This is a genomic window from Pelagicoccus enzymogenes (assembly GCF_014803405.1).
Lineage (GTDB): Bacteria > Verrucomicrobiota > Verrucomicrobiia > Opitutales > Opitutaceae > Pelagicoccus > Pelagicoccus enzymogenes.
Window position 1 is genome coordinate 869669 of record NZ_JACYFG010000006.1, and the last position, 20450, is coordinate 890118.

At 60.4% G+C, this 20450-nt stretch carries 20 protein-coding genes; 16 read left to right on the top strand and 4 right to left on the bottom strand.

The window, feature by feature from the left end; translation table 11 throughout:
* Positions 1 to 184: 184 nt before the first annotated feature.
* From IEN85_RS05960 to IEN85_RS06000, 9 genes are all read left to right on the top strand, one after another.
* Positions 185 to 604, top strand: a complete 420-nt coding sequence (locus IEN85_RS05960; protein ID WP_191616150.1) for a GNAT family acetyltransferase — start codon at positions 185 to 187, stop codon at positions 602 to 604.
* A gap of 6 nt (positions 605 to 610) precedes the next feature.
* Entirely contained in the window at positions 611 to 1024 is a 414-nt protein-coding gene (locus IEN85_RS05965) for a GNAT family N-acetyltransferase (RefSeq protein WP_191616151.1), read from the top strand.
* Between the two features lie 25 nt (positions 1025 to 1049).
* Positions 1050 to 1517 (top strand): GNAT family N-acetyltransferase, encoded by a 468-nt coding sequence (locus IEN85_RS05970; protein ID WP_191616152.1) that lies wholly within the window; start codon positions 1050 to 1052, stop codon positions 1515 to 1517.
* The gene (locus tag IEN85_RS05975; RefSeq protein ID WP_191616153.1) at positions 1514 to 2005 is read left to right on the top strand and encodes a cupin domain-containing protein; all 492 of its coding nucleotides are present in this window, start codon (positions 1514 to 1516) and stop codon (positions 2003 to 2005) included. Before IEN85_RS05970 ends, IEN85_RS05975 begins: the two co-directional genes overlap by 4 nt.
* A gap of 93 nt (positions 2006 to 2098) precedes the next feature.
* Complete coding sequence (locus IEN85_RS05980; protein ID WP_191616154.1) at positions 2099 to 2524, top strand: BLUF domain-containing protein; 426 nt, start codon at positions 2099 to 2101, stop codon at positions 2522 to 2524.
* Between the two features lie 122 nt (positions 2525 to 2646).
* Complete coding sequence (pyrR, locus tag IEN85_RS05985) at positions 2647 to 3183, top strand: bifunctional pyr operon transcriptional regulator/uracil phosphoribosyltransferase PyrR (RefSeq protein ID WP_191616155.1); 537 nt, start codon at positions 2647 to 2649, stop codon at positions 3181 to 3183.
* Positions 3184 to 3228: 45 nt separating this feature from the next.
* Entirely contained in the window at positions 3229 to 4167 is a 939-nt protein-coding gene (locus IEN85_RS05990) for an aspartate carbamoyltransferase catalytic subunit (protein WP_191616156.1), read from the top strand.
* A 78-nt stretch (positions 4168 to 4245) separates the two neighbouring features.
* The gene (locus IEN85_RS05995) at positions 4246 to 5544 is read left to right on the top strand and encodes a dihydroorotase (RefSeq protein WP_191616157.1); all 1299 of its coding nucleotides are present in this window, start codon (positions 4246 to 4248) and stop codon (positions 5542 to 5544) included.
* 263 nt (positions 5545 to 5807) lie between these two features.
* On the top strand, positions 5808 to 6491 hold the full coding sequence (locus tag IEN85_RS06000; RefSeq protein WP_191616158.1) for a VPDSG-CTERM sorting domain-containing protein: 684 nt from the start codon (positions 5808 to 5810) through the stop codon (positions 6489 to 6491).
* Positions 6492 to 6635: 144 nt separating this feature from the next.
* On the opposite strand, the gene IEN85_RS06005 is transcribed toward IEN85_RS06000, so the two are convergent.
* Entirely contained in the window at positions 6636 to 7625 is a 990-nt protein-coding gene (locus IEN85_RS06005; RefSeq protein WP_191616159.1) for a hypothetical protein, read from the bottom strand.
* 183 nt (positions 7626 to 7808) lie between these two features.
* Between IEN85_RS06005 and uppS the strand changes: the two genes are divergently transcribed.
* The 5 genes from uppS (at position 7809) to ispG (ending at position 14436) form a co-directional block, all read left to right on the top strand.
* Positions 7809 to 8564, top strand: coding sequence for an undecaprenyl pyrophosphate synthase (gene uppS, locus IEN85_RS06010; RefSeq protein WP_191616190.1), 756 nt, complete (start codon positions 7809 to 7811; stop codon positions 8562 to 8564).
* Positions 8565 to 8595: 31 nt separating this feature from the next.
* Complete coding sequence (locus IEN85_RS06015) at positions 8596 to 9429, top strand: phosphatidate cytidylyltransferase (RefSeq protein WP_191616160.1); 834 nt, start codon at positions 8596 to 8598, stop codon at positions 9427 to 9429.
* Positions 9430 to 9530: 101 nt separating this feature from the next.
* Positions 9531 to 10724: a 1-deoxy-D-xylulose-5-phosphate reductoisomerase gene (gene dxr, locus IEN85_RS06020; RefSeq protein ID WP_191616161.1), complete on the top strand. Its 1194-nt coding sequence runs from the start codon at positions 9531 to 9533 to the stop codon at positions 10722 to 10724.
* A 124-nt stretch (positions 10725 to 10848) separates the two neighbouring features.
* On the top strand, positions 10849 to 12330 hold the full coding sequence (gene rseP / locus IEN85_RS06025; protein WP_191616162.1) for an RIP metalloprotease RseP: 1482 nt from the start codon (positions 10849 to 10851) through the stop codon (positions 12328 to 12330).
* A gap of 57 nt (positions 12331 to 12387) precedes the next feature.
* A complete protein-coding gene (gene ispG, locus IEN85_RS06030; RefSeq protein WP_191616163.1) occupies positions 12388 to 14436 on the top strand; it encodes a (E)-4-hydroxy-3-methylbut-2-enyl-diphosphate synthase in 2049 nt (682 codons plus the stop codon).
* A gap of 260 nt (positions 14437 to 14696) precedes the next feature.
* Here the strand turns inward: ispG and IEN85_RS06035 are convergent, their stop codons facing one another.
* Positions 14697 to 15308, bottom strand: a complete 612-nt coding sequence (locus IEN85_RS06035; protein WP_191616164.1) for a VPDSG-CTERM sorting domain-containing protein — start codon at positions 15306 to 15308, stop codon at positions 14697 to 14699.
* A 293-nt stretch (positions 15309 to 15601) separates the two neighbouring features.
* Here IEN85_RS06035 and IEN85_RS06040 point away from each other — a divergent pair, with 293 nt between their 5' ends.
* Positions 15602 to 16432, top strand: coding sequence for a BadF/BadG/BcrA/BcrD ATPase family protein (locus IEN85_RS06040; protein WP_191616165.1), 831 nt, complete (start codon positions 15602 to 15604; stop codon positions 16430 to 16432).
* Positions 16433 to 16863: 431 nt separating this feature from the next.
* Here the strand turns inward: IEN85_RS06040 and IEN85_RS06045 are convergent, their stop codons facing one another.
* Together IEN85_RS06045 and IEN85_RS24760 are read right to left on the bottom strand one after the other, a co-directional pair.
* Positions 16864 to 17550 (bottom strand): zinc metallopeptidase, encoded by a 687-nt coding sequence (locus IEN85_RS06045; RefSeq protein ID WP_191616166.1) that lies wholly within the window; start codon positions 17548 to 17550, stop codon positions 16864 to 16866.
* Between the two features lie 550 nt (positions 17551 to 18100).
* Positions 18101 to 19663 (bottom strand): integron integrase, encoded by a 1563-nt coding sequence (locus tag IEN85_RS24760; protein WP_318186581.1) that lies wholly within the window; start codon positions 19661 to 19663, stop codon positions 18101 to 18103.
* Positions 19664 to 20046: 383 nt separating this feature from the next.
* Between IEN85_RS24760 and IEN85_RS06055 the strand changes: the two genes are divergently transcribed.
* The coding region (locus IEN85_RS06055) for an IS91 family transposase (RefSeq protein WP_191616167.1) at positions 20047 to 20450 on the top strand (404 nt) is incomplete at its 3' end.

Genomic DNA, 20450 nt, shown 5'->3' on the forward strand with positions numbered 1-20450 from the left:
ATGTGCGTAACATTCCCGTCACATCATTGTGAATAACACACGGCTTTCGGCGCATTTTTGGCGCATGATTTGTCACATTATCCAACGCCGATGCTCCCGCACCTCCGCGCTGCGCAAAGTCCCAGATTCGCAATCAATATTCTCATTGAGGTCAGTTGAAGATTTGAAGAAACTACGCTGCCCCATGAAAATCCGCCCCTACCAAACCGAAGACGAAGCTGCCCTCATAGAATTGTGGCGGGACTGCAACTTACTCGTTCCGCACAACAATCCGCTGCTGGATATAGGGCGTAAGCTGGCCGTGAATCCCGAATGGTTCGCTGTCGGCATCGAGAAAGGCACGCTCGTTGCGTCTATCATGGCAGGCTACGATGGGCATCGCGGCTGGATCAATTACCTCGCAGTGACTCCCACTCAGCGCGGCAAGGGCTTCGCTCGCCAGCTCATGGAATTCGCCGAGACCACTCTCACAGATGCAGGCTGCCCCAAGATCAACCTGCAGATACGGTCAAGCAACCAACAGGCGCAGGCCTTCTACGAAAAACTCGGCTACACCATCGACCCAGTAGTCAGCATGGGCAAGCGCCTCATCCCGGACAACTGAACCGCCATGCAAACAGAGATACTCTACCGCAGCGAAAAGCGACTGCCCGAGGCCCAGGTCCAAGCCCTCTACCGGGCAAACCATTGGTCATCAGCCGAGCTCCCAGGAACACTATTAGCAGCCTTGGCTAATTCACACTCGCTGGTCAGCGCCTGGAAAGGCGAGACGCTGGTCGGCCTCGGCAACGCCCTGTCCGACGGGCACCTCGTGGTTTACTATCCGCACCTGCTCGTTCTTCCCGAGTATCAGGGACAAGGCATCGGCAGCGAAATCATGAAGCGGCTGCAAGCTCGCTATGCTGGCTTTCACATGCACATTCTTACCGCCGACGGAGAGGCCGTCGACTTCTACCACAAACTTGGATTCACCCGCGCCGGAAAAACCCAACCCATGTGGATCTACGAGGGAAACGACCACTAGGACGTGACTTTAAACAAGCTCCCCCGTGCCACCCGTATTCAAAGTTTCGCGACCCAGTGAGTCATCAAGTCTGAAGGAAATCGCCGTCCAATCAAAAAGCTACTGGGGCTACCCCACTGAGCTGCTGGAAAAATTGAAATCGGCCTTCCCCATCACGGAAGACTATATCGAGAGAAATTTAGTACGCACCCTTTGGGACGAATCGAGCCCTGTCGGCTTCTTCTCGATAGTGAAAGGCCCACCCGCTCTCCTAGACCACCTTTGGCTACTTCCCTCGCACATCGGCAAGGGTCACGGAATGCAAGCCCTCGAAGAGATCAACGCCCTCTGCCGGGAGGAGGGGATTTCCGAGCTCACCCTGCATTCCGACCCAAACGCCGCCGCCTTCTATCTGAAGCACGGAGCGGAACGCATCGGCGAAGTTTACAGCGAGCTCCAAAAGACCATGCTTCCAAAGCTGAAGTTTTCGATCCGACCATCCCCAAGCTCATGAAAATCGCCAACACCCACCACATGAAAGAATTCGGCTGGACCTCTCCCTCCGGCAAATTCGCCGGAGCCGGCAAGCAGGTCTCCGAGGCCCTCGGCCGCGTGCACGATTCCACCGACCTGGAAAAACGGCACCCCTTCGACGTCGAGATCCTCCGTGTTCCCCCCGGCAAGATCCCCTACCCCTACCACTCCCACAGCGCCCAGTGGGAATTTTACCATGTGCTTTCCGGCACCGGCAAAGTACGCCACCTCGAAGGAAAAGACGCCATAGGCCCCGGCGACGCCTTCCTCTTCAAGCCGGGAGAGCCGCACCAGCTGATCAACGATGGCACCGAAGACCTCATCGTCACCGTGGTCGCTGACAACCCAATCGGCGAGTCTTGCCACTATCCCGACAGCGGCAAATGGCTGGTCCGCTCCCCCAAGAGCCGACTCATCCGCTCGGAGCCGCTCGACTACTACGACGGCGAGGATGCCCGCCCCGAGTAGCCAAGCGCTGCCCCGACAGAAGTCATGAATTTGAAGTAAATCCCCAAGCTCCCCCTTGCCTCGCCCCCAGCACTTTCACTACAGTCCGATCCAATGCCACTTGTACAGATCGCCTACGCCAGCTCAGCAGCTGAGCCCTTCACCAAGGAAGAGCTTGTCGAACTGCTGAAGAAAAGCCGTCAGAAAAACCAAGAGCGCGGCATCACTGGATTGCTGCTCTACAAGGAGGGAAACTTCTTGCAGATCTTGGAAGGAGAAAGCCCCATCATCAGAGAAACCTTGCAGCGTATCGAAGCAGATCCACGCCACCGCGGGTTCCTCACCATCTTCAAGCGCAACGTGGAAGAGCGCGAATTCCCCGACTGGTCCATGGCCTTCCGCAATTTGAACGATCCGGAAATTGACCGAATTCCCGGCTACAACGAGTTCCTGAACCTGAAATTCGATCCCGAATCCCTCCAGGAAGACAGTTCTAGCGTCGAGCGCCTTATCGGCACCTTCGCCAAAGCCATCCGCTGAAGCCCTGGCTGCTAGCGGCCGCTGTCCCAGCGGACGCCCTCCACTGCTACCCGCTTCAGCCAGATCACGCATTCGCGAATTTCCCTCTTTACCCAATCGAGCCTCTATCCCTAAGTGGCAGCGTGCTCGTCAAGAAGACTATTGAATCTGCTGAAATCGCCGCGGCCATCGACTCCATGGCCGAAGCAATCGCATCCGCCCACCCGAAGGCCGATAACCTCGTGCTAGCCGGCATCGCCAACGGAGGCCTCCCCCTCTGCAGCCTCCTAGAAGCCGCCCTCGCAAAGCGCCTCGGCAGCTCCATCCCCAAAGCCGTCATCGATATCTCATTCCACCGCGACGACATCGGCCAACACCCCATCACCAAGGAAGTCCAAGCCACCCACATGGCCACCGACCCCGAGGACTCCACCATCATCCTCGTCGACGACGTTCTCTTCTCCGGCCGAACCGTACGCGCCGCCATCGCCGAGGTCCTAACCATCGGCCGCCCCTACCAAGTGGAGCTCGCCGTGCTCGTGGACCGCGGAAACCGCCGCCTCCCCTTCGCCGCCAACTACACCGGAATCGTAGAAGACACCACCCCCGAGCAAAAGGTTGAAGTCACCCTCGACCTCAAAGACTCCGCCAAGTCGAAGATCGAAATCATCGAAGCCTAGACAGCGTCCCCGCTCCCTCCATCCTTCATCCACCATCCTTTCCAAATGTCCTGGAACCGCAAAGACCTAATCACCATCGAGGAACTCTCCTCCGAAGAGATCAACACCCTCTTCGAAACAGCTGACGCCTTCAAGAAAGTCCTCGGCCGCAAGACCGCCAAGACCCCCGCCCTGCGCGGCAAGAACGTCGTCAATCTCTTCTTCGAAAACTCAACCCGCACCCGCGTCGCCTTCGAGATGGCCGCCAAGCGCCTCTCCGCCGACGTCACCTCGCTGGACATGAAAACCTCCAGCACCGCCAAAGGCGAAACCCTGCGCGACACCGTGGAAAACATCCGCGCCCTCGCCGCCGACATCATCATCATCCGCCACTCCGCCCCCGGCTCCGCCGGCTACATCGCCAAAATCCTCGACATCCCCGTCCTCAACGCCGGAGACGGCGCCCACGAACACCCCACCCAAGCCCTGCTCGACTGCTTCACCCTGCGCGAAAAATGGGGCGACCTCAAGGGACGCAAGATCGCCATCCTCGGCGACATCCTCTACTCCCGCGTCGCCCGATCCAACATCTGGGCCATGAACAAGCTCGGAGCCGAAGTCACCCTCGTCGGCCCCTCCACCCTCGTCCCCCGCGAGTTCGAACGCCTCGGCGCCAAAGTCTCCCACGACCTCAAGTCCGCCCTCGCCGACAAGGACGCCGTCATGCTCCTGCGGATACAGCACGAACGCCAAAACGCCTCCGCCTTCCCCTCCCTCAACGAATACACCAGCATGTTCGGCCTCAACGCCGACCGCTTCTCCTGGCTCAAAAAAGACGCCATCATCATGCACCCCGGCCCCATCAACCGCGGCGTCGAGATCGACTCCGACCTCGCCGACTCCTCCCAGTCCGTCATCCTCGAGCAAGTAACCAACGGCCTCGCCGTACGCATGGCCGCCCTCTATCTCTGCAACGGAGGAGCCGCCGAAGCCGCCATCGCCTAGTAGGGGCGACCTTGGTCGCGATAAACACCAACCAAATCCCTACAGCCTGAAAACCAACCACCTTTCTCCCTTTCCCAAATGCCTCGCTGCACCATCATCAAAAACGGCCGCATCGTCGACCCTAAGAACAACCGCGACGAAGCCGCTGACCTCTACATCCTCGACGGAAAAATCGCCAGCAAGCCAAGTAATGAAATCTTGGATACCGCAGAGATCATCGACGCCCAGGGCCTCGTAGTCTCGCCCGGCCTCGTCGACCTGCACGTCCACTTCCGCGTCCCCGGCCAAAAACACAAGGAAACCATCCGCACCGGCACCTCCGCCGCAGCCGCCGGCGGCTTCACCTCCGTGGTATGCATGCCCAACACCTCTCCCGCCGTCGACAACGCCGGCACCGTGCAGCTAATCAAGGACATCGTCGACAAGGAAGGCGTCGTAAACGTCTTTCCCACCGGAACCATCACTGTGGGCCGTCAAGGCGAAGCCCTCGCCCCCACCGGCTCGCTCTCCCGCATGGGCATCGTCGCCATCTCCGACGGCGGCAAGTGCGTTCAAAACGCCGGCCTCATGCGCCGCGCCCTCCAGTACGCCCACATGTTCAACGTGCCCGTCATCGACCACTGCCAAGACTACTCCCTCTCCGCGGACGGCGTCATGAACGAAGGCTTCGTATCCACAAAGCTAGGACTGCGCGGCATCCATAAAGCCGCCGAAGACATCATCGTTGCCCGCGACATCACCCTTTCCACCCACACCGGCGCCCACATTCACCTGCAGCACATCAGCTCCAAGTCCGCCGTGGACATCATCCGCCGCGCCAAAGCCCGCGGCATCAACGTCACCGCCGAAGTCACGCCCCATCACCTCGCCCTCACCGATAGCGAAGTCGAAAGCTTCAACACCAACTTCAAAATGAACCCGCCCCTGCGCGAAGAGGAAGACCGCATCGCTCTCCTCGAGGCCCTAGAGGACGGCACCATCGACTGCATCGCCACCGGGCACGCTCCCCACACCGACTACGAGAAGGACGTCGAGTTCGACTACGCCCCCTTCGGCGTCATTGGCCTGGAGACCGCCCTTTCAATCAGCCTCGCCCAACTCTACCACAGCAAGCGCCTCTCCCTGCTCGGCACCCTCAGCCTGCTCACCAGCCGCCCCGCCGAGATCCTCAAGCTCAATAAAGGCACCCTCAGCGAGGGCGCCGACGCGGACGTCACCCTCTTCGATCCCGAAGAAACCTGGACTCCCCAGTTCAAGAAATTCTTCAGCAAGTCCAGCAACTCCCCTTGGATCGGTCGCGAGCTCAAAGGCAAGGTCAAGAAGACCCTCGTCGCCGGCAAGCTCGTCTTCGACGGCCAAAAAATCCTCGCCGATTGAGGTAGGGTCCGCTGTCCCAGCGGACCGCATTGCAAGAGCAATGAAACGATGGGCCGGCCATGGACGCGGCGCTTGCGCCGCCCCGCATCGGCCTGCCCCCTCCTTCTCTGGAGAAAGCAGCCACCGCTGAGTTCTAGACCCTATAAAGATCGCGCTGGAACTCACTCCAGTCCCTTACCTGACAATCAACCACCCACCCGATAGCTAAAACGTAAATTTCTTGTTAGCATCCACGGACCTTCAAATCACAGGAAAGTCCAAACATGAACATCAAGAAATCTCTCTTCGCCTCCATCGTAATCCTCGCTGCCGCTAGCAGCGCCTCCGCCATCCAGATCCAGATGGGCAACAGCAATGGCAGCGACATCGGTTACTACCGGGCCAATCCGCACGGCGACTTCGAGAGCGTCATCGGCCACTACGCCCTCGGCAAGTCGACGGACGGCACGTGGTTCGGCACCTTCTGTATCGAGAAAAACGAATACTTCACCCCTGGCTCCACCTACGACGTAGCCATCAACGACGGAGCCATCTCCGGCGGCCGCAACGGAGCGGTCAACGGCAAGGACATCATTTCCGAAGGCACCGGCTGGCTTTACGAACAATACGCCATCGGCAACTTCTTCAGCACCGTCTACAACCCCTACAACTTGCAAAAAGCCATCTGGTTCCTCGAGGACGAGCTCAACTGGAGCGACCTCGGCACCAAAGCCCGCAACCTCGTCACCCTCGCCGCCACCTCCCTCGGCCTCTCCACCACCGACTGGTCCGAGGTCAAGTCCGACTACACCGGCAAGAACGTCAAGGTCATGAACCTCACCAGCAACAACGGCCAGAACCAGCATCAAGACCAGCTCGTCTACATGCCAGTGCCCGACAGCGGCTCCACCCTTGCCCTGCTCGGCTTCGCAAGCGCCGGCCTCCTAGCCTTCCGTCGCCGCCGCTAACCCCAGCAAGCGAAACCACTCCCTTTAACCGAAGCCGTCTTCCCCAAGAAGACGGCTTTTTCGCTTCCTTCACCTGGCCCCTTCCGGCCCTGCGCAAAAAAAAGCGCAACCTTACTTTTTTTTTGGACAAGGCCCTTTCGCTCGCTACGGCCGAAACCCGCCGCCGCCCCGCGGTCCCCCGCGCCCAAAGCCGCCGGGGTTTTGCTGCATGAATTCCATCTGGCGACGGTCCCGCTCCCGCTCCGCAAGCTGGCGTTCCGCGTAGGCCGCCAACTGGGCATCGCTCAAGCTCTCCGCCGCCGCTTGCAGCACCAGCTCGTCGCGGGTGGCTCGCTCCTGGAAAAACGTGTCGATGTCAGCCGGATCGATGCTGGCAGCTTCCCGTCCGCGCATGCGAGAGAGGTCTACCGAATATTCGAAGGAGGTGGACACATCGCGCAAAGCTCCCACCAAGGCCTCGGTTTGCTGCGGACTCAGGGGCGTTTCCGTGAAGCTCAAGCTCGAGGCCAAGGCCTCCACTTCGCCGCGGTAGGGCAAGGAATCCGAGTAGTCCTGCAAGGCTGCGGCGTTTTCCTCGCCCAGCAAACCCACGATCTGATCCTGCAGCATCTCGCGCTGCAGTTCGCGGGCTAAGTCCATTTCCTCCCGAGACTCAGGCGTGTCTGCCCCGAAGGAACGCATGCGCATTTCCCAGCCCACGACCCCCTGTTCCGCCATCAAGGTGCGCAAGGTGTCGAGGTCCTCCGAACTCAAGTTCAAGGTCTTGAAAAAGGCGGCGTAGCGAGAGTCTACCCGGTTCATTTGCCGCTCGATCATGTCCACGCGCATCGCCGGATCCTCGAAGGCGGCCACCATCTGCTTCATGCGCTCCGCCCGCCGGGCCTCCCAATTTTCCCGCGAGGGCGGCGGAGTCTCGGTCGGCGTCGCCTGAACAACAACCGCTTCCGGCGCGGACGTTTCCAGCCGCTCCTGCTCGTCCCGCTGCTCGGGCTCCGGTCGCTGCGAAGCCACCTCGGGCTCGGCAACCACAGCCAGCCCCGCCTCCTGCAATCGGTTCAACTCAGTTTGCAAGTAGGCCGCATAGCCGACAGCCGCTAGCAGGAGCACGGAAAGGGTAATCGTCGAAGGTTTCATAAAGCGATGGGACACAGGAAATACGTAATCCCTCCTCAAACAGATGCAATCCCCGCGAAATTCCGCCCAAGCCCACCATCCTCCCTCCTCCTCTGCCGAAGCGTGAAAACCCCACCCAATAACGCCTTGCCAAAGCGCATACCCCATTCGATCCTCGCCGCTATTCTTCCCCAAAGCACAGGAATGAACGGCGAATCCACAGAAAAACCAAACCCGCGACACATCGGCATCATCATGGATGGCAACGGCCGCTGGGCGAAACAACGCGGGCATTCGCGCCCCCGTGGACACAAGGAAGGCGCCAAGGCCACCCGCGCCATTATCGACGCCTGCCAGGAGCTGGGCATTCGCTACCTCACCCTCTACGCCTTTTCCGCCGAGAACTGGAACCGACCCGACATGGAAGTCCGCGCCCTCATGGAGCTTCTCGAGCTCTTCCTCTCGCGCGAGACCAAGACCCTCGTCAAGAAGCGGGTCCGCCTCCACGCCATCGGCCGTATCGACGAGTTGCCCGACAGCGCCCAAAAGGCCCTCAAAAAAGCCATCGACGCCACTAAGGAATTCGACGACTGGCACCTCACCCTCGCCCTCAACTACTCCTCGCGCAACGAGGTCCTCGACGCCGCCAAGGCCTTCGCCCAAGCCGTGGCCAAAGGCGAGATTTCCCCCGACACCACCGATTGGGACGACTTTTCCCGGCACCTCTACACCTCCGAACTGCCCGATCCGGACCTCATCATCCGCACCTCCGGCGAGACCCGCATCAGCAACTTCCTGCTCATGCAATCCGCCTACGCGGAATTCTACTTCACCGAAACCCTCTGGCCTGACTTCGGCAAAGAGCAACTGCGACAAGCCCTCGCCTGCTACCGCAACCGCGAGCGCCGCTTCGGCAAAACCGGCGAACAGCTGGCCAGCCCCGCCCCCACCCCTGCCTAACCCCTTCAGCCTTCAGCCCTAAAAAGCAACCGTGGCCAAACGCATTTTCAGCACCATCCTCCTCTGGGCCATCATCATCGGCTCCGTCAGCTACACCCCCGAAGCTGCCGTCTGGCTGATCGCCATGATCAGCTTCGGCACCCAGTGGGAACTCTACGGCCTCATGGAAAAGATGGGACGCCGCCCCTTCAAGTCCCTCGGCTCCTCGCTCGGCACCTTCATGATCCTCGGCCCCTTCTACATCGAAAAGGCCTTCGACCACCCCGTGCCCGGCCTGCAAGCCAGCATCATCGCCGTCACCATCGTGGCCATCTGCCTTCGCATCCTCGTGCACCGCGAGGTCGAGGAACGCATCGAAACCCTTGGCTCCACCCTCGTCGGCCTGATCTACATCCCCTTCATGCTCACCTTCATGGCCCGCATGCTCACCATCACTCCCGATATGGGCGAAGGGCTCATGCTTATCCTCTGGCTCATCGCCACCGCCAAATTCTGCGACGTGGGCGCCCTCATCTTCGGCAAAGCCTTCGGCCGCCACAAGATGTCCCCCAACACCAGCCCCGGCAAAACCTGGGAAGGCGCCATCGGCGGCTGCCTCACTTCCGTCGGCATCGGCTTTGCTTTCGTCTCCTTCGCCGGCGACTACTTTCCGGACTTCTTCCAGCCGCACTGGGCCGCTCTCATCGCCCTCCCCATCGCCGCCCTCTCCATCGTCTCAGACCTCGTCGAGAGCATGATGAAGCGAGCCGCCAAGGAAAAAGATTCCGGCCGCTTCATCCCAGGCATCGGAGGCGCCTTCGACCTCTCCGACTCCCTCATCCTCACCTCTCCCACCGCCTTCCTCCTGTTCGGCCTGCTCCAGTAGTCGCTCCCCATTGAAGCTTGCAGGTTCGAAATTGAAAGCCCCCTGCCGGGACCCGCAAATTCGAATCTTCAATCTGCATTTTCAAATTTTCAATTTCCCTAATGAACATCGTCCTCCTCGGAGCCACTGGATCCATCGGCGAGAGCACCCTCAAGGTCATCCGCAAGCACCGCGATCGCCTCAAGCTCGTCGGAATCGCCGCCAACCAAAACGTAGAGAAACTCGCCCAGATCGCCTACGAGTTCGGCGTGCCGCACGTCGGAATCTTCGACGAGTCCGCCTACGCCACCGCTAAAGCTGGCACCGCCTTCCCCATTACCACCAAACTCCACTGCGGCCTCTCCGGGCTCGAGGAACTGGCGTCCCTCCCGGAGGCCGACACCACCCTAGTAGCCGTCGTCGGCACCCACGGGCTCCTGCCTGCCCTGCGGGCTATCGAGGCCGGCAAGACCCTCGCCGTCGCCTCCAAGGAAATCCTCGTGCTCGCCGGCAAGTTCATCATGCAAGCCGCCCACAAGTCCGGCTCGCTCATCCTCCCCGTCGACTCCGAGCACAACGCCATCTTCCAGTGCCTCAACCCCAATCCAACTAGCGCGGCTTCTCCGAAGACGTCTCCACCCCCCGCTACTCAGCTCGTCGACAAGCTCATCCTCACCGCCTCCGGCGGCAGCTTCCGCGACCTCCCCGTCGAGCAGCTGAAAAACGTCACCCTCGAGCAAGCCCTGCAGCATCCCAACTGGGACATGGGCCCCAAAGTCACCATCGACGCCGCCACCATGGCCAACAAAGGCCTCGAGATGATCGAAGCCCGCTGGCTCTTCGGCATGCGGGCCGAGCAAGTGCAAGCCGTCATCCACCCGCAAAGCATCGTGCACTCCATGGTCCAGTACGTCGACGGCTCCGTCATCGCCCAGCTTTGCCCGCCCGACATGACCTTCGCCATCCAGCACTGCCTCCTCTACCCCGAACGCAGCGAAGGCATCGTCCCCCCACTCGACTTCAGCCAAGCCATGCAGCTCGACTTCCACGCCCCCGACCTCCAACGCTACCCCTGCCTCGCCCACGCCCGGCGGGCCATGGAAGCCTGCGGCGTAGCCACCGGCGTCTTCAACGCTGCAAACGAAGTCGCCGTCGAAGCGTTTGTCTCAGGGAAGCTAAAATTCGTTGAAATCCCCACCATCATCGAAAAAACCCTCGAATCCATCGATAACGTAGAACCAAGCTCCCTCGACGAAGTCCTTCACTACGACCAACTGGCCCGGCAAAACGCCGCCACCTTCGTCAACAAAACCTGAACAGGTGGGACGGCCGCTCCGCGGGCGTCCAAAACACCAACCCAATTTCAATACCAAAGAAATCAGTCGCCCAGCAAAGCGGGTTCATCCAGACCCCTCAAGCGAGCGCCCAGAACTCGATAAAATGAACTTCTCCGATCTACTGAACCAAGGCTGGGGCCTTCTCATGGTCGCCCTCTTCTTTGGCGGCTCCATCTTCGTCCACGAACTCGGTCACTTCCTCGCCGCCAAATGGCGCGGCCTCCACATCGAGCGCTTCTCCATCGGCTTCGGCCCCAAGATCGTCTCCTGGACCCGCGGCGGCGTCGAGTACCGTCTTTCCTGGCTCCCCCTCGGCGGCTACGTCGCCCTCCCCCAACTCGCCGACATGCGCGGCATCGAAGGCGACTCCTCCGTCGACACCAACGCCATGCCGCCCATCGGCTACCGCGACAAGGTCATCGTCGCCGTGGCCGGCGCCGTCTTCAACATCATCTTCGCCTTCCTCCTCGCCACCATCCTCTTCTTCACCGGTCGCCCCACCTCCGAGGACCGCACCTCCGTCGAAGTGGGCTACCTCAGCGACACCCTCCCCACCGCCACCGGCGAAGAGGTTCCCGCTCCCGCCAAAGCCGCTGGCATGCAAATCGGCGACCTCATCCGCTCCATCGACGGCTCTCCCGTCAACGACTGGGACGACATCCACCAAGCCATCGCCCTCAGCACCGGCAAAAGCTCCGACGGAGCCCGCCAAATCGACTTCCTCGTCGAACGCGACGGCCAAGAAATCCATCTCCAAGTTCAGCCTATCATCTCCGAAGGCATGAAACTCCGCCAAGTCGGCCTCCGCCCCGGCTACACCGTCATGGTCGGGGCCGTCTTCCCCAACTCCCCCATCGAAAAAGCCGGCGTCAAGCCCGGCGACACCCTCGTCTCCCTCGACGGGATACCCGTGCGCAGCATCGCCTTCTACACCAACTACCTCGACACCAAGGGCACCCAATCCATCTCCCTCACCTACGAACAAGATGGCGTCCTAAAATCCGCTACCCTAACGCCCGAGGAGGTCGTGGTCGACACCGACGGACGCACCGACATCCTAACCGGTATCGCCGGTTTCGATACAAACCGCAGCCTGCTCTACCAAACGCCTATCGAGCAACTCAAGGAAGTCGCCATCACCACCTATACCAATCTGCGCGCCCTGCTGCACATCAATTCCGACATCAGCATCTCCCACATGAGCGGTCCCGTTGGAATCATCCGGGTCATAAAAAGCGCCGCCATGTACGACATGCTCAACACCCTCTGGATCGTCATCTTCATCAACGTCAGCCTCGCTTTCTTTAACATGATGCCCATCCCCGTGCTCGATGGCGGACACATCGCCTTCGCCACCATCAACAAACTCCGCCGCAAGCCTATCAATCCAAACGTCATCGCCTCCCTGCAAGGCAGCTTCATGATCCTGCTCTTCGGCATGATGATGTACGTCACCTTCTTCGACGTCAGCCGCTGGATCACCGACGCCTCCGAGAGAGCCGAAAACCGAGCCAAAGCGATCACGCCCGTATTCGGAAAGTCTGACACGACCGCCGCCGAGACACCTCCTCCCGCAGACCAATAAAAAGGCAGCGCCCGAACTCCCGATCGAGCTTTCCCAGTCCACAGTCCTCGCCCACCCATGAGCTCCTACTGCGCCTCCCGTTTCGCCACCCAGCGTCGCCTCAGCCGCGAAGTCCAAGTCGGCTCCGTCGGAGTCGGCGGCGACAATCCCATCCGTATCCAGTCGATGACGACGACGCTCACCCAAGACGTCGACGCCACCGTCAAGCAATCCATCGCCCTCGCCGAGTCCGGCTGCGAAATCGTCCGCGTCACCGCCCCCAACAAAAAAGCCGCCCAAGCCCTCAAGGACATCCGGGCCAACTTCACCGCCGCCGGCTTCGGACACATCCCCCTCGTGGCCGACATCCACTTCCTGCCCAACGCAGCCATGGAAGCCATCGAGCACGTCGAAAAAGTGCGCGTCAACCCGGGCAACTACGCGGACAACAAAAAGTTCGCCGTCCTCGAGTATACAGATGCTGAATACGAGGCCGAACTGCAACGCCTCTACGACTCCTTCTCCCCCCTCGTAAAACGAGCCAAGGAACTCGGCCGCGCCCTGCGCATCGGCACCAACCACGGCTCCCTCTCAGACCGCATCATGAACCGCTACGGGGACACCCCCCTCGGCATGGTCGAGTCCGCCCTCGAGTTTCTGCGCATCGCCCAGTCCCACGGCTACTACGACATGATCCTCTCCATGAAGGCGAGCAACCCCAAGGTCATGATCGAAGCCTACCGCCTCCTCGTCCGCCACATGGACAAGGAAGGCATGAACTACCCGCTCCACCTCGGCGTTACCGAAGCAGGCGACGGCGAAGACGGCCGCATCAAGTCCGCCATCGGCATCGGCTCCCTCCTCATGGACGGCCTCGGCGACACCATTCGCGTCTCCCTCACCGAGGACCCCGTCTACGAAATCCCCGTCGCTCAAGCCCTCGCCCAAAAAATCATGGAGCAATGGCGACCAAGCAGGAGCGACCTTGGTCGCGAATCCCCGAAGCCCGACTCCGTCGACCCCTTCCACTTCCAGCGTCGCCAAATCTCGAAAATCCAGCTCGGCAAGTTCGCCAAGCTCGGATCCGAAGAACCGCCCACCGTCATTACCCCGGTTCCGCATCCAATTTCCGAATACGTCACCATCGCCGCCGAAGCGAAGACCTCCCGTCCCGCCCTCGGCGACTCCAAGCTGGAGGGCATCCTCGTCAAGGCCGACAGCATCGACGACCTCGAGAAGCTCACCGAACTCTGCGAAGCCATCAACGGCGCCGCCGAATTCGTAGTCGTCGAGCTCAATCCTAAACTGCCCCTCGACGAAGTTTCCCTCGCCCTGCCGCCCCAGCAACACCACCTCGCCGCGCTGCGAGACTTCGGCGACGACGACTACAACGATTACAAGCAGTTCGTCCACCTCTGCGCTCAATTCAAGATCCGCCCCATCATCGGCCTCTCCCCCACCGCCGACGACGGCATCCTCTCCGAGCCCACGGACGACACCATCATCACCCTGCATTCCAGCATCGCCCCCTCCGCTCCCAACCACCGTATCGGCTACTACCGCCAGCTCGCGGACCGCCTCAAGCACTGGAAGAACAAGTCTCCGCTTTGGATTCGCAACCCCAAGCCCGCGCGATCCAAGACCGCCGTCTCCTCCCCCTTCCTCGACAAGCTCCTGCACGCCTCCATCCTCACCGGTTCCCTGCTCTGCGACGGCATCGGCGACATGGTCAGCATCGAGTCCGACGACGACCTCGTACGCTCTACCCGACTCGCCTACAACGTGCTGCAAGGCGCCGGGTCCCGCATCACCAAGACCGAGTTCGTGGCCTGCCCCAGCTGCGGCCGCACCCTCTTCGACCTGCAGACCACCACCCAGCGCATCCGCGGAAAGACCGGCCACCTCAAAGGGGTCAAAATCGCCATCATGGGCTGCATCGTCAACGGCCCAGGCGAGATGGCGGACGCAGATTTTGGCTACGTCGGAGGCGCCCCCGCCAAGATCAACCTCTACGTGGGCAAGACCTGCGTGAAGTACAACATTCCGCAAGCCGAAGCCGACGACCGCCTCATCGACCTCATCAAAGAGCACGGCAAATGGGTCGACCCCAAACCCGTCACCACCTGAAAAGGTGGCGCGGCTTCTCCGAAGACGCAAAAGAGGTGGAGCGGCTCGTCCCGAGACGCAAATTCCGCGCTGCAGGAGCACCCGTTCCCATTACGGGCGTCAATCCACAAGGTAGGGTCCGCTGTCCCAGCGGACATTTCCATCTTAAAGTCTAATCGCCGCCGAGCAACCGTAACGCAGCATACAAGTATCCTTAGGGTTGATACAAAAAAGGAGCTACGCAAACAGCGTAGCTCCCTGAAAAACTAGACCGCTCGGATCTACGAACGAGAAACGCGGCGGCGGATCGCGACCAAGCCTAGCAGGCCAAGACCGAGCAAGGCGCTCGTGGTGCTGCTGTCCGGAACAGCCAGGGAGGAATCCCTCAATACCAAGTTATCGAAGTAGGCATTCTCGGCAGGCGTTCTGAAATCTTCGAGCATGAGGTGGACAGGCTGGCCGGGCCAAGGATTGGCGATGATGGCTTCGTAATGATGCCAAGTACCGTCTTCGATCAGGTTGAAAGTCAGACCGCCATAACTCGTGCCCGCAAGCCAGGTGTGGGTTCCGGGAAGCCCTAGGCTCAAGCCTAAGAAACCGCTCCCGTTGCTTTGGGCACCCGCCATGTAATCGAAAGACAACAGATAGCTTCCGACGGTCGAAACCGCATCAATGGTGAAAATGTCTCCACCTCCTACCGAATTGGAGAAAGCAAGAACATGATTACTTCCATCAAGCGGATCGGCTACGATGACTCCGCTGTGAGCGCCCCCCGACTTTCCAGTCCATGCGGAGAGATCTCCTTCAAAGTCGTCGCTAAATGAGCTAAGACCGAACAGACTGCTGGTAGCGAGCAGCCCAGCGGCAGTCGCGAGAATTGTTTTCAATTTCATAGGTTGTTGGGATTTGAGGTGATTCAGTTTCTGCTTCGCACTTCTAGAGCTTCTTCGTTGTCGTTGAAAGAGACCCTAGCCGGCGAAACGGTTTGATACCAAGGAGCAGGTTTGAGACAAACCTACGCGCATACACTTAAAACATTCTCTTATTTCACTGGATAACAACACCTTAAGCATATAAAACCGAACCGACCGCCCCTGATAGGGGCAAGCAAACGTAAGAATCCATTACGAACCTACAAATTAGCCCTCGAATCCCCCGCGCCCAACCAGCCTGCACTCCCTTCTCGATGAGCAATCCCCAATCCTCCAGCATCTCTATCGGCGTCGACGGCGGCGGCACCTCCACCCGCGCCATCGCCATCGGCGCAACAGCATCCGTAATCGGCACCGGACAGGCGCCCGGCTGCAATCCTAACAACGTCGGGTACCCCCTTGCCGCCAGCCATATCCTGCAAGCCATCCAAGCCACCAGCGCCCCCATCACGCCAGCCACCTCACTCTGTCTCGGCATCGCCGGTCTCGCCACCGCTGCCCAGCGCCAAAAGCTCCGCCAGCATCTCACTTCCATCCAGCCCGACATCGCCGACGCCAAACTCATCCTCACCCACGACCTCGAGATCGCCCATTACGCCGCCTTCGCAGGCCAACCCGGCATCGTGCTCGTCGCCGGCACCGGATCCGCCTGCTTCGCCAAGGACCCGAGCGGCAAAGCCTACCGAGCCAGCGGGCGCGACTTCCACTACGACGACCCCGGCAGCGGCTACGCCATCGGCAAACGGGCCATGGACGCCCAACTCCTTCCTCCCGCCGAAGGGCGCGCCGCCATAGCCGCCCTCGCTCCCCGCATCATCGAGCTCGCCAAAGAGGGAAACGCCAAGGCGCTGGAAACGCTCCGCCTCGAAGCCGAGCAGCTCGCTAAACTCGCCCAGCTGGTCTACTACGACTACGCCCAGAGCGCCCCCTCGCCTATCCTCGCCCTCACCGGCAGCATCCTCACCACCCCCTCCCTCTACCGGGAAACCGTGCACCAATCACTGCGCGACGCCCTCCCCGGCCTCAAGCTCGTCGAGCTCAGCACCTCCCCCGCCCAAGCCGCCGCTCAAATGGCCAGAGGCTAGCTCTGGAGGGACCGGTGAATGTGTCGGCTTCCAGCCTCGGTACCACCCGGTCCGCCTTGCAGGAGCGCCACCATCGTAGGAGGCGACCTTGCCCACAACACTGAGCCAGCCGAACGTGCGTCGCGATTTCCAACCTGATCCATCGCGGCCCTCGACCGCCCCACCTGAAAAGCGTTAACCATGTACCTTAACATGTGTTAACTATGTCCTTGCGCTAAACACTCGCGCCACGCCGCAATGCAGGATATTCTACAACTAGGGATCTGCGGCACGTCGCGAGCGACGGCCCTACAGGTAAAGAGCAAATCCACTGCTTTTGGTGATGAACCAAAAAAAAGAGCCGCCTCGTTTCCGAGACGGCTCCCTCCTCTGTTTCTTTTCCCTCCTGCTAAGCGACTGAGTCGCCCAGCAAAAATGTGTACGAACTGCTGCTAGTCCCGATTGCCTCCCAACATCGAGAGCAGGTAAATCAAGTAGCCCAGCGAAGTGACAAACGCAGCAACGTAAGTCCAGGCTGCAGCGTCCAGGGTTTTGTTGACGCCCACCAGCTCGTCTTGGCCCAAAATACCCAGGGATACCAGCTCCTGCTTGGCCCGACGGCTCGCGTCAAACTCCACCGGCAAGGTGATCAAGTGAAACGCGGTCATCACCAAGTAACAGGCCACGCCGATTTTCAAAAACATCGAGCCCAAGCCAGCCCCGAAAAGGAAGAGCGGGCCGAACATGACGAACGGCATCAGGCCAGCCGCGATGTTGGTCACGGGGATCATCGCCATGCGCGCCTTCAACATCGAATAGCCGATCTTGTGCTGCACCGCATGACCCGCTTCGTGGGCTGCGACGCCCAAAGCCGCGAGGCTCGTGCCGTTGTAATTGTGCTCGCTCAAGGCCAAGCGCTTGTTGATCGGATCGTAATGGTCGGTCAACTCGCCACGCACCTGGACGATCTCCACGTCGTAGATACCCGCCTTTTGCATCACCGCAGCTGCAGCCTCCCGGCCTGTGATGTTTCCCCGAGACGGGACCTGCACATACTTGCCGTAAGCTGAGCGGACCTTGTTCTGGGCCCAGAAGGCCAGGATGAAGGTCGGAATGATGAGAATGAGAAATGCAAACATTTAAGTTCCTTTGTTGTGTTCGGGTTCATTGATAGCAACGAGCGTTCCAAGTTCCCGAATGCGAAATCCGGCCGCAATGAGAAAGCCATTAGCCACTGCCTGTCAGGCTCTTACATTACGCGAATAAATTTTCGCGAAATATCCTACACGAAATCAAGCGCGACACCCCGTCCCGCACTGGGACAAAAACCGCGACGCCCGCTGGAGGGACGGCCGAATGTGCCACTCCGTCTCGGTACCACGCCGTCCGCGTTGTAGGAGCGACCTTGGTCGCGATAATCCGCCCCACCCAACAAGGTAGCGGCCGCTGTCCCAGCGGACACTCTCCATCCGTTCCAAGCCAAGCCCAAGGTGCGCGGCTCGTCCCAAGACGCTTCTCGCCTCCACCCCCAATTCCACCATCTCGTCAACCCAACTGGAGGGACGGCTGAACGTGTCACTTCGTTCGGCACCACGCCGTCCGCGCTGCAGGATCAACCAAAGCCGTATCCCAAAACCTTCAGTAGGAGCGACCTTGGTCGCGAAAATCCCCTCGCCTTAACGTCCTCCCCTAAAACGCCGCGCCCCCATCCGGTTCGCCGCCGCCCAGCGACAAGTCGTCCACCGGGCTCACCACGTGCAAGCCCGGCCGGTTCATCACGTGCGTGTAGATCATGGTCGTCTCCACCGAGGCATGCCCCATCAGCTCCTGAACCGTCCTGATGTCGTAATGCTTCTCTAGCAAATGCGTCGCAAAGCTGTGCCTCAAGGTATGCGGCGTCACACGCTTCATGATGCCCGCGGCCCGCGAAGCCTTCTTGACCGCGTCCCGCAACTTGCGGTCCGTCATGTGATGCCTCCGCTGCGCATCGCTCCTTGGGTCCTTCTGCATGCGCTTGCTAGGGAACAGGTACTGCCAGATCACGTCCTTGCCCGCCTTAGGCCACTTCTTCGCCAGGTTCGGCGGCATGTAGACGTCGCCGAAGCCCTCCTTCAAATCCTTCACATGCTGGGCCTGCACGAACTCGATCTGCCGTCGCAGCGCCGGCAAGACCGACTTCCCCAACGGCACCACCCGGTCCTTGGCCCCCTTTCCGTCCCTCACCAGAATCGTCCCGTACTCCAAGTCCAAGTCCTTCAGCCGCAGCCTCACCCCCTCCATCAGGCGCAAGCCGCCCCCGTAAAGCAGCTCCGCCGCGAGGCGCGTCTCCCCCTCCATTTGCAGCAAAAGCCGCTGCACCTCGTCCACGCTCAGCACCACAGGCAAGTTCCGCTTCGCCTTCCCCCTCACGAAACCGGTAAAGTCCAACGCCTCCAGCCCCAAGGTCTTCGTCACTAGAAACGAAACCGCGTTGAGCGCCTGCTTCTGCGTGCTTTCGGAAGAGCACTTCTCCACCGCCAAATAGTCCAAGAACCCAACGACCGCAGCCTCCACGACCTCGGCCAGCGCGCCTACCTCCGGAGCAGGAACCCCCTCCTTCGCCACCCTTTTCCACCACTCGGAAAACCTCGCGCACCACTGCGAGTACGTACTCTCCGTCCGGATGGCATGCCCCCTCTTGCGCGATTCCGCAACCAGCATGTCCCCCCATTTCGAAAAGCGGCCCGGAAGGCGATTGTCCAGAAGCCAAGGCTGCGGAAGCTCGGGGACATCCGCCTTCACTCCCGAAACCCTCTCCACCGTACCTCCCAGGTCCGGCGAGGCTTCCCGGTCGCGAGCGCCAACGCGCGACACCCCCGCCTCGGGCTCTGCCAAGGCAGGTCCGGAAGCCTCGCGCCTCGGACCATCCGGCCTCGCGCCCTTGCCAGCCGGCGACGCCGAGCCTCCTCGGGCAGCCGCCCCGCCCCGAAAGCCCGCAACCCGAGCAAACCACTCCAAGGACTCCCGAGCCTGCTCCGACTGCCAGTCCTCCACCTCCCAATTCTCTACGATGAACCGCAAAAACGACGACACGACCCCCATCGACGGCACCCCATCCGGTGGAGCCCCGCCGTTCCGGCGTTCCAAATAAACCAGAAACTTCTTAACCCAATAAGCGGTCCAGCGGCGGGAAGGAGGAGGGGTTTCCGTGGAATTCCAAGACGAGCGGGCGCGTTTCAGCCACGCTGGAGCGTCAGCGGCGGATTTCTTCATGAACATACAGGGGTTGGGGTTGGGCCTAGGGTAACAGGTCTAAGCGCTAAACTTATTAGAATACTCGTACTTCCACTTATTTTAACCTTGAGTCAACCCTCTAAAGGCGCAATTTCTCGGAGATGAGAAAACGACCGACGAATTCCTCGAACCCCAAATGCGTTATCGCCCGAAAAGCGCGCATAACTCCGCCTATAGCCTGTTCGTCGACCATCTTAACCGTTAAAACGCGCACATAACACCTTTGAGTTAGTCTGTACTAAAAGCGCCTAGAATACTACTGTTCGAGTAATATTAAAATGGATACACAACAGAGTACCCACAAAATAGATACATTGCAAGCGTATCCTAAAAATGGAGGCGCTCGCTGACGCGAACGGTCCATGGGCAAGCTGGCGGACATCATCACCCGCTTCGAACCCCCTCTCAAAAGGAAACGGGCGCTCAGCGCCCAGCAGTGCAAGGTCTTCGGCAGCGTCAAGGCCTGCCGCACAAGCCGCCTGGGAGCCAGCGTCCAGACGGTCTGCGCATGCGGCAACGAGATCGTCGCCTACAACAGCTGCCGGGACAGGCACTGCCCCCAATGCCAAGGCAGGGCCACCCGCAAGTGGGTCGCCGCCCAGAGCGAACGCTTGCTCCCCACCAGGTACCACCACTGCGTATTCACGTTGCCCGACACGCTCGACGAGCTGGTCCGCTACAACGAAGCCGCCATATACGACCTTCTCTTCGCGGCGAGCTCGGGCACGCTCAAAAGCTTCTTCGCCTCCGACCGCCGCTTCGGCGG

Bases quoted from the DNA above. Each gene is read 5' to 3' on its own strand.
- IEN85_RS06045 (WP_191616166.1), bottom strand. From the start codon at position 17,550: ATGTTTGCATTTCTCATTCTCATCATTCCGACCTTCATCCTGGCCTTC.
- IEN85_RS05960 (WP_191616150.1), top strand. From the start codon at position 185: ATGAAAATCCGCCCCTACCAAACCGAAGACGAAGCTGCCCTCATAGAA.
- IEN85_RS05980 (WP_191616154.1), top strand. From the start codon at position 2,099: ATGCCACTTGTACAGATCGCCTACGCCAGCTCAGCAGCTGAGCCCTTC.
- IEN85_RS24760 (WP_318186581.1), bottom strand. From the start codon at position 19,663: ATGAAGAAATCCGCCGCTGACGCTCCAGCGTGGCTGAAACGCGCCCGC.
- IEN85_RS05975 (WP_191616153.1), top strand. From the start codon at position 1,514: ATGAAAATCGCCAACACCCACCACATGAAAGAATTCGGCTGGACCTCT.
- IEN85_RS05995 (WP_191616157.1), top strand. From the start codon at position 4,246: ATGCCTCGCTGCACCATCATCAAAAACGGCCGCATCGTCGACCCTAAG.
- ispG (WP_191616163.1), top strand. From the start codon at position 12,388: ATGAGCTCCTACTGCGCCTCCCGTTTCGCCACCCAGCGTCGCCTCAGC.
- IEN85_RS06000 (WP_191616158.1), top strand. From the start codon at position 5,808: ATGAACATCAAGAAATCTCTCTTCGCCTCCATCGTAATCCTCGCTGCC.
- IEN85_RS06005 (WP_191616159.1), bottom strand. From the start codon at position 7,625: ATGAAACCTTCGACGATTACCCTTTCCGTGCTCCTGCTAGCGGCTGTC.
- IEN85_RS05990 (WP_191616156.1), top strand. From the start codon at position 3,229: ATGTCCTGGAACCGCAAAGACCTAATCACCATCGAGGAACTCTCCTCC.
- rseP (WP_191616162.1), top strand. From the start codon at position 10,849: ATGAACTTCTCCGATCTACTGAACCAAGGCTGGGGCCTTCTCATGGTC.
- IEN85_RS06035 (WP_191616164.1), bottom strand. From the start codon at position 15,308: ATGAAATTGAAAACAATTCTCGCGACTGCCGCTGGGCTGCTCGCTACC.
- dxr (WP_191616161.1), top strand. From the start codon at position 9,531: ATGAACATCGTCCTCCTCGGAGCCACTGGATCCATCGGCGAGAGCACC.
- IEN85_RS05965 (WP_191616151.1), top strand. From the start codon at position 611: ATGCAAACAGAGATACTCTACCGCAGCGAAAAGCGACTGCCCGAGGCC.
- IEN85_RS06040 (WP_191616165.1), top strand. From the start codon at position 15,602: ATGAGCAATCCCCAATCCTCCAGCATCTCTATCGGCGTCGACGGCGGC.
- uppS (WP_191616190.1), top strand. From the start codon at position 7,809: ATGAACGGCGAATCCACAGAAAAACCAAACCCGCGACACATCGGCATC.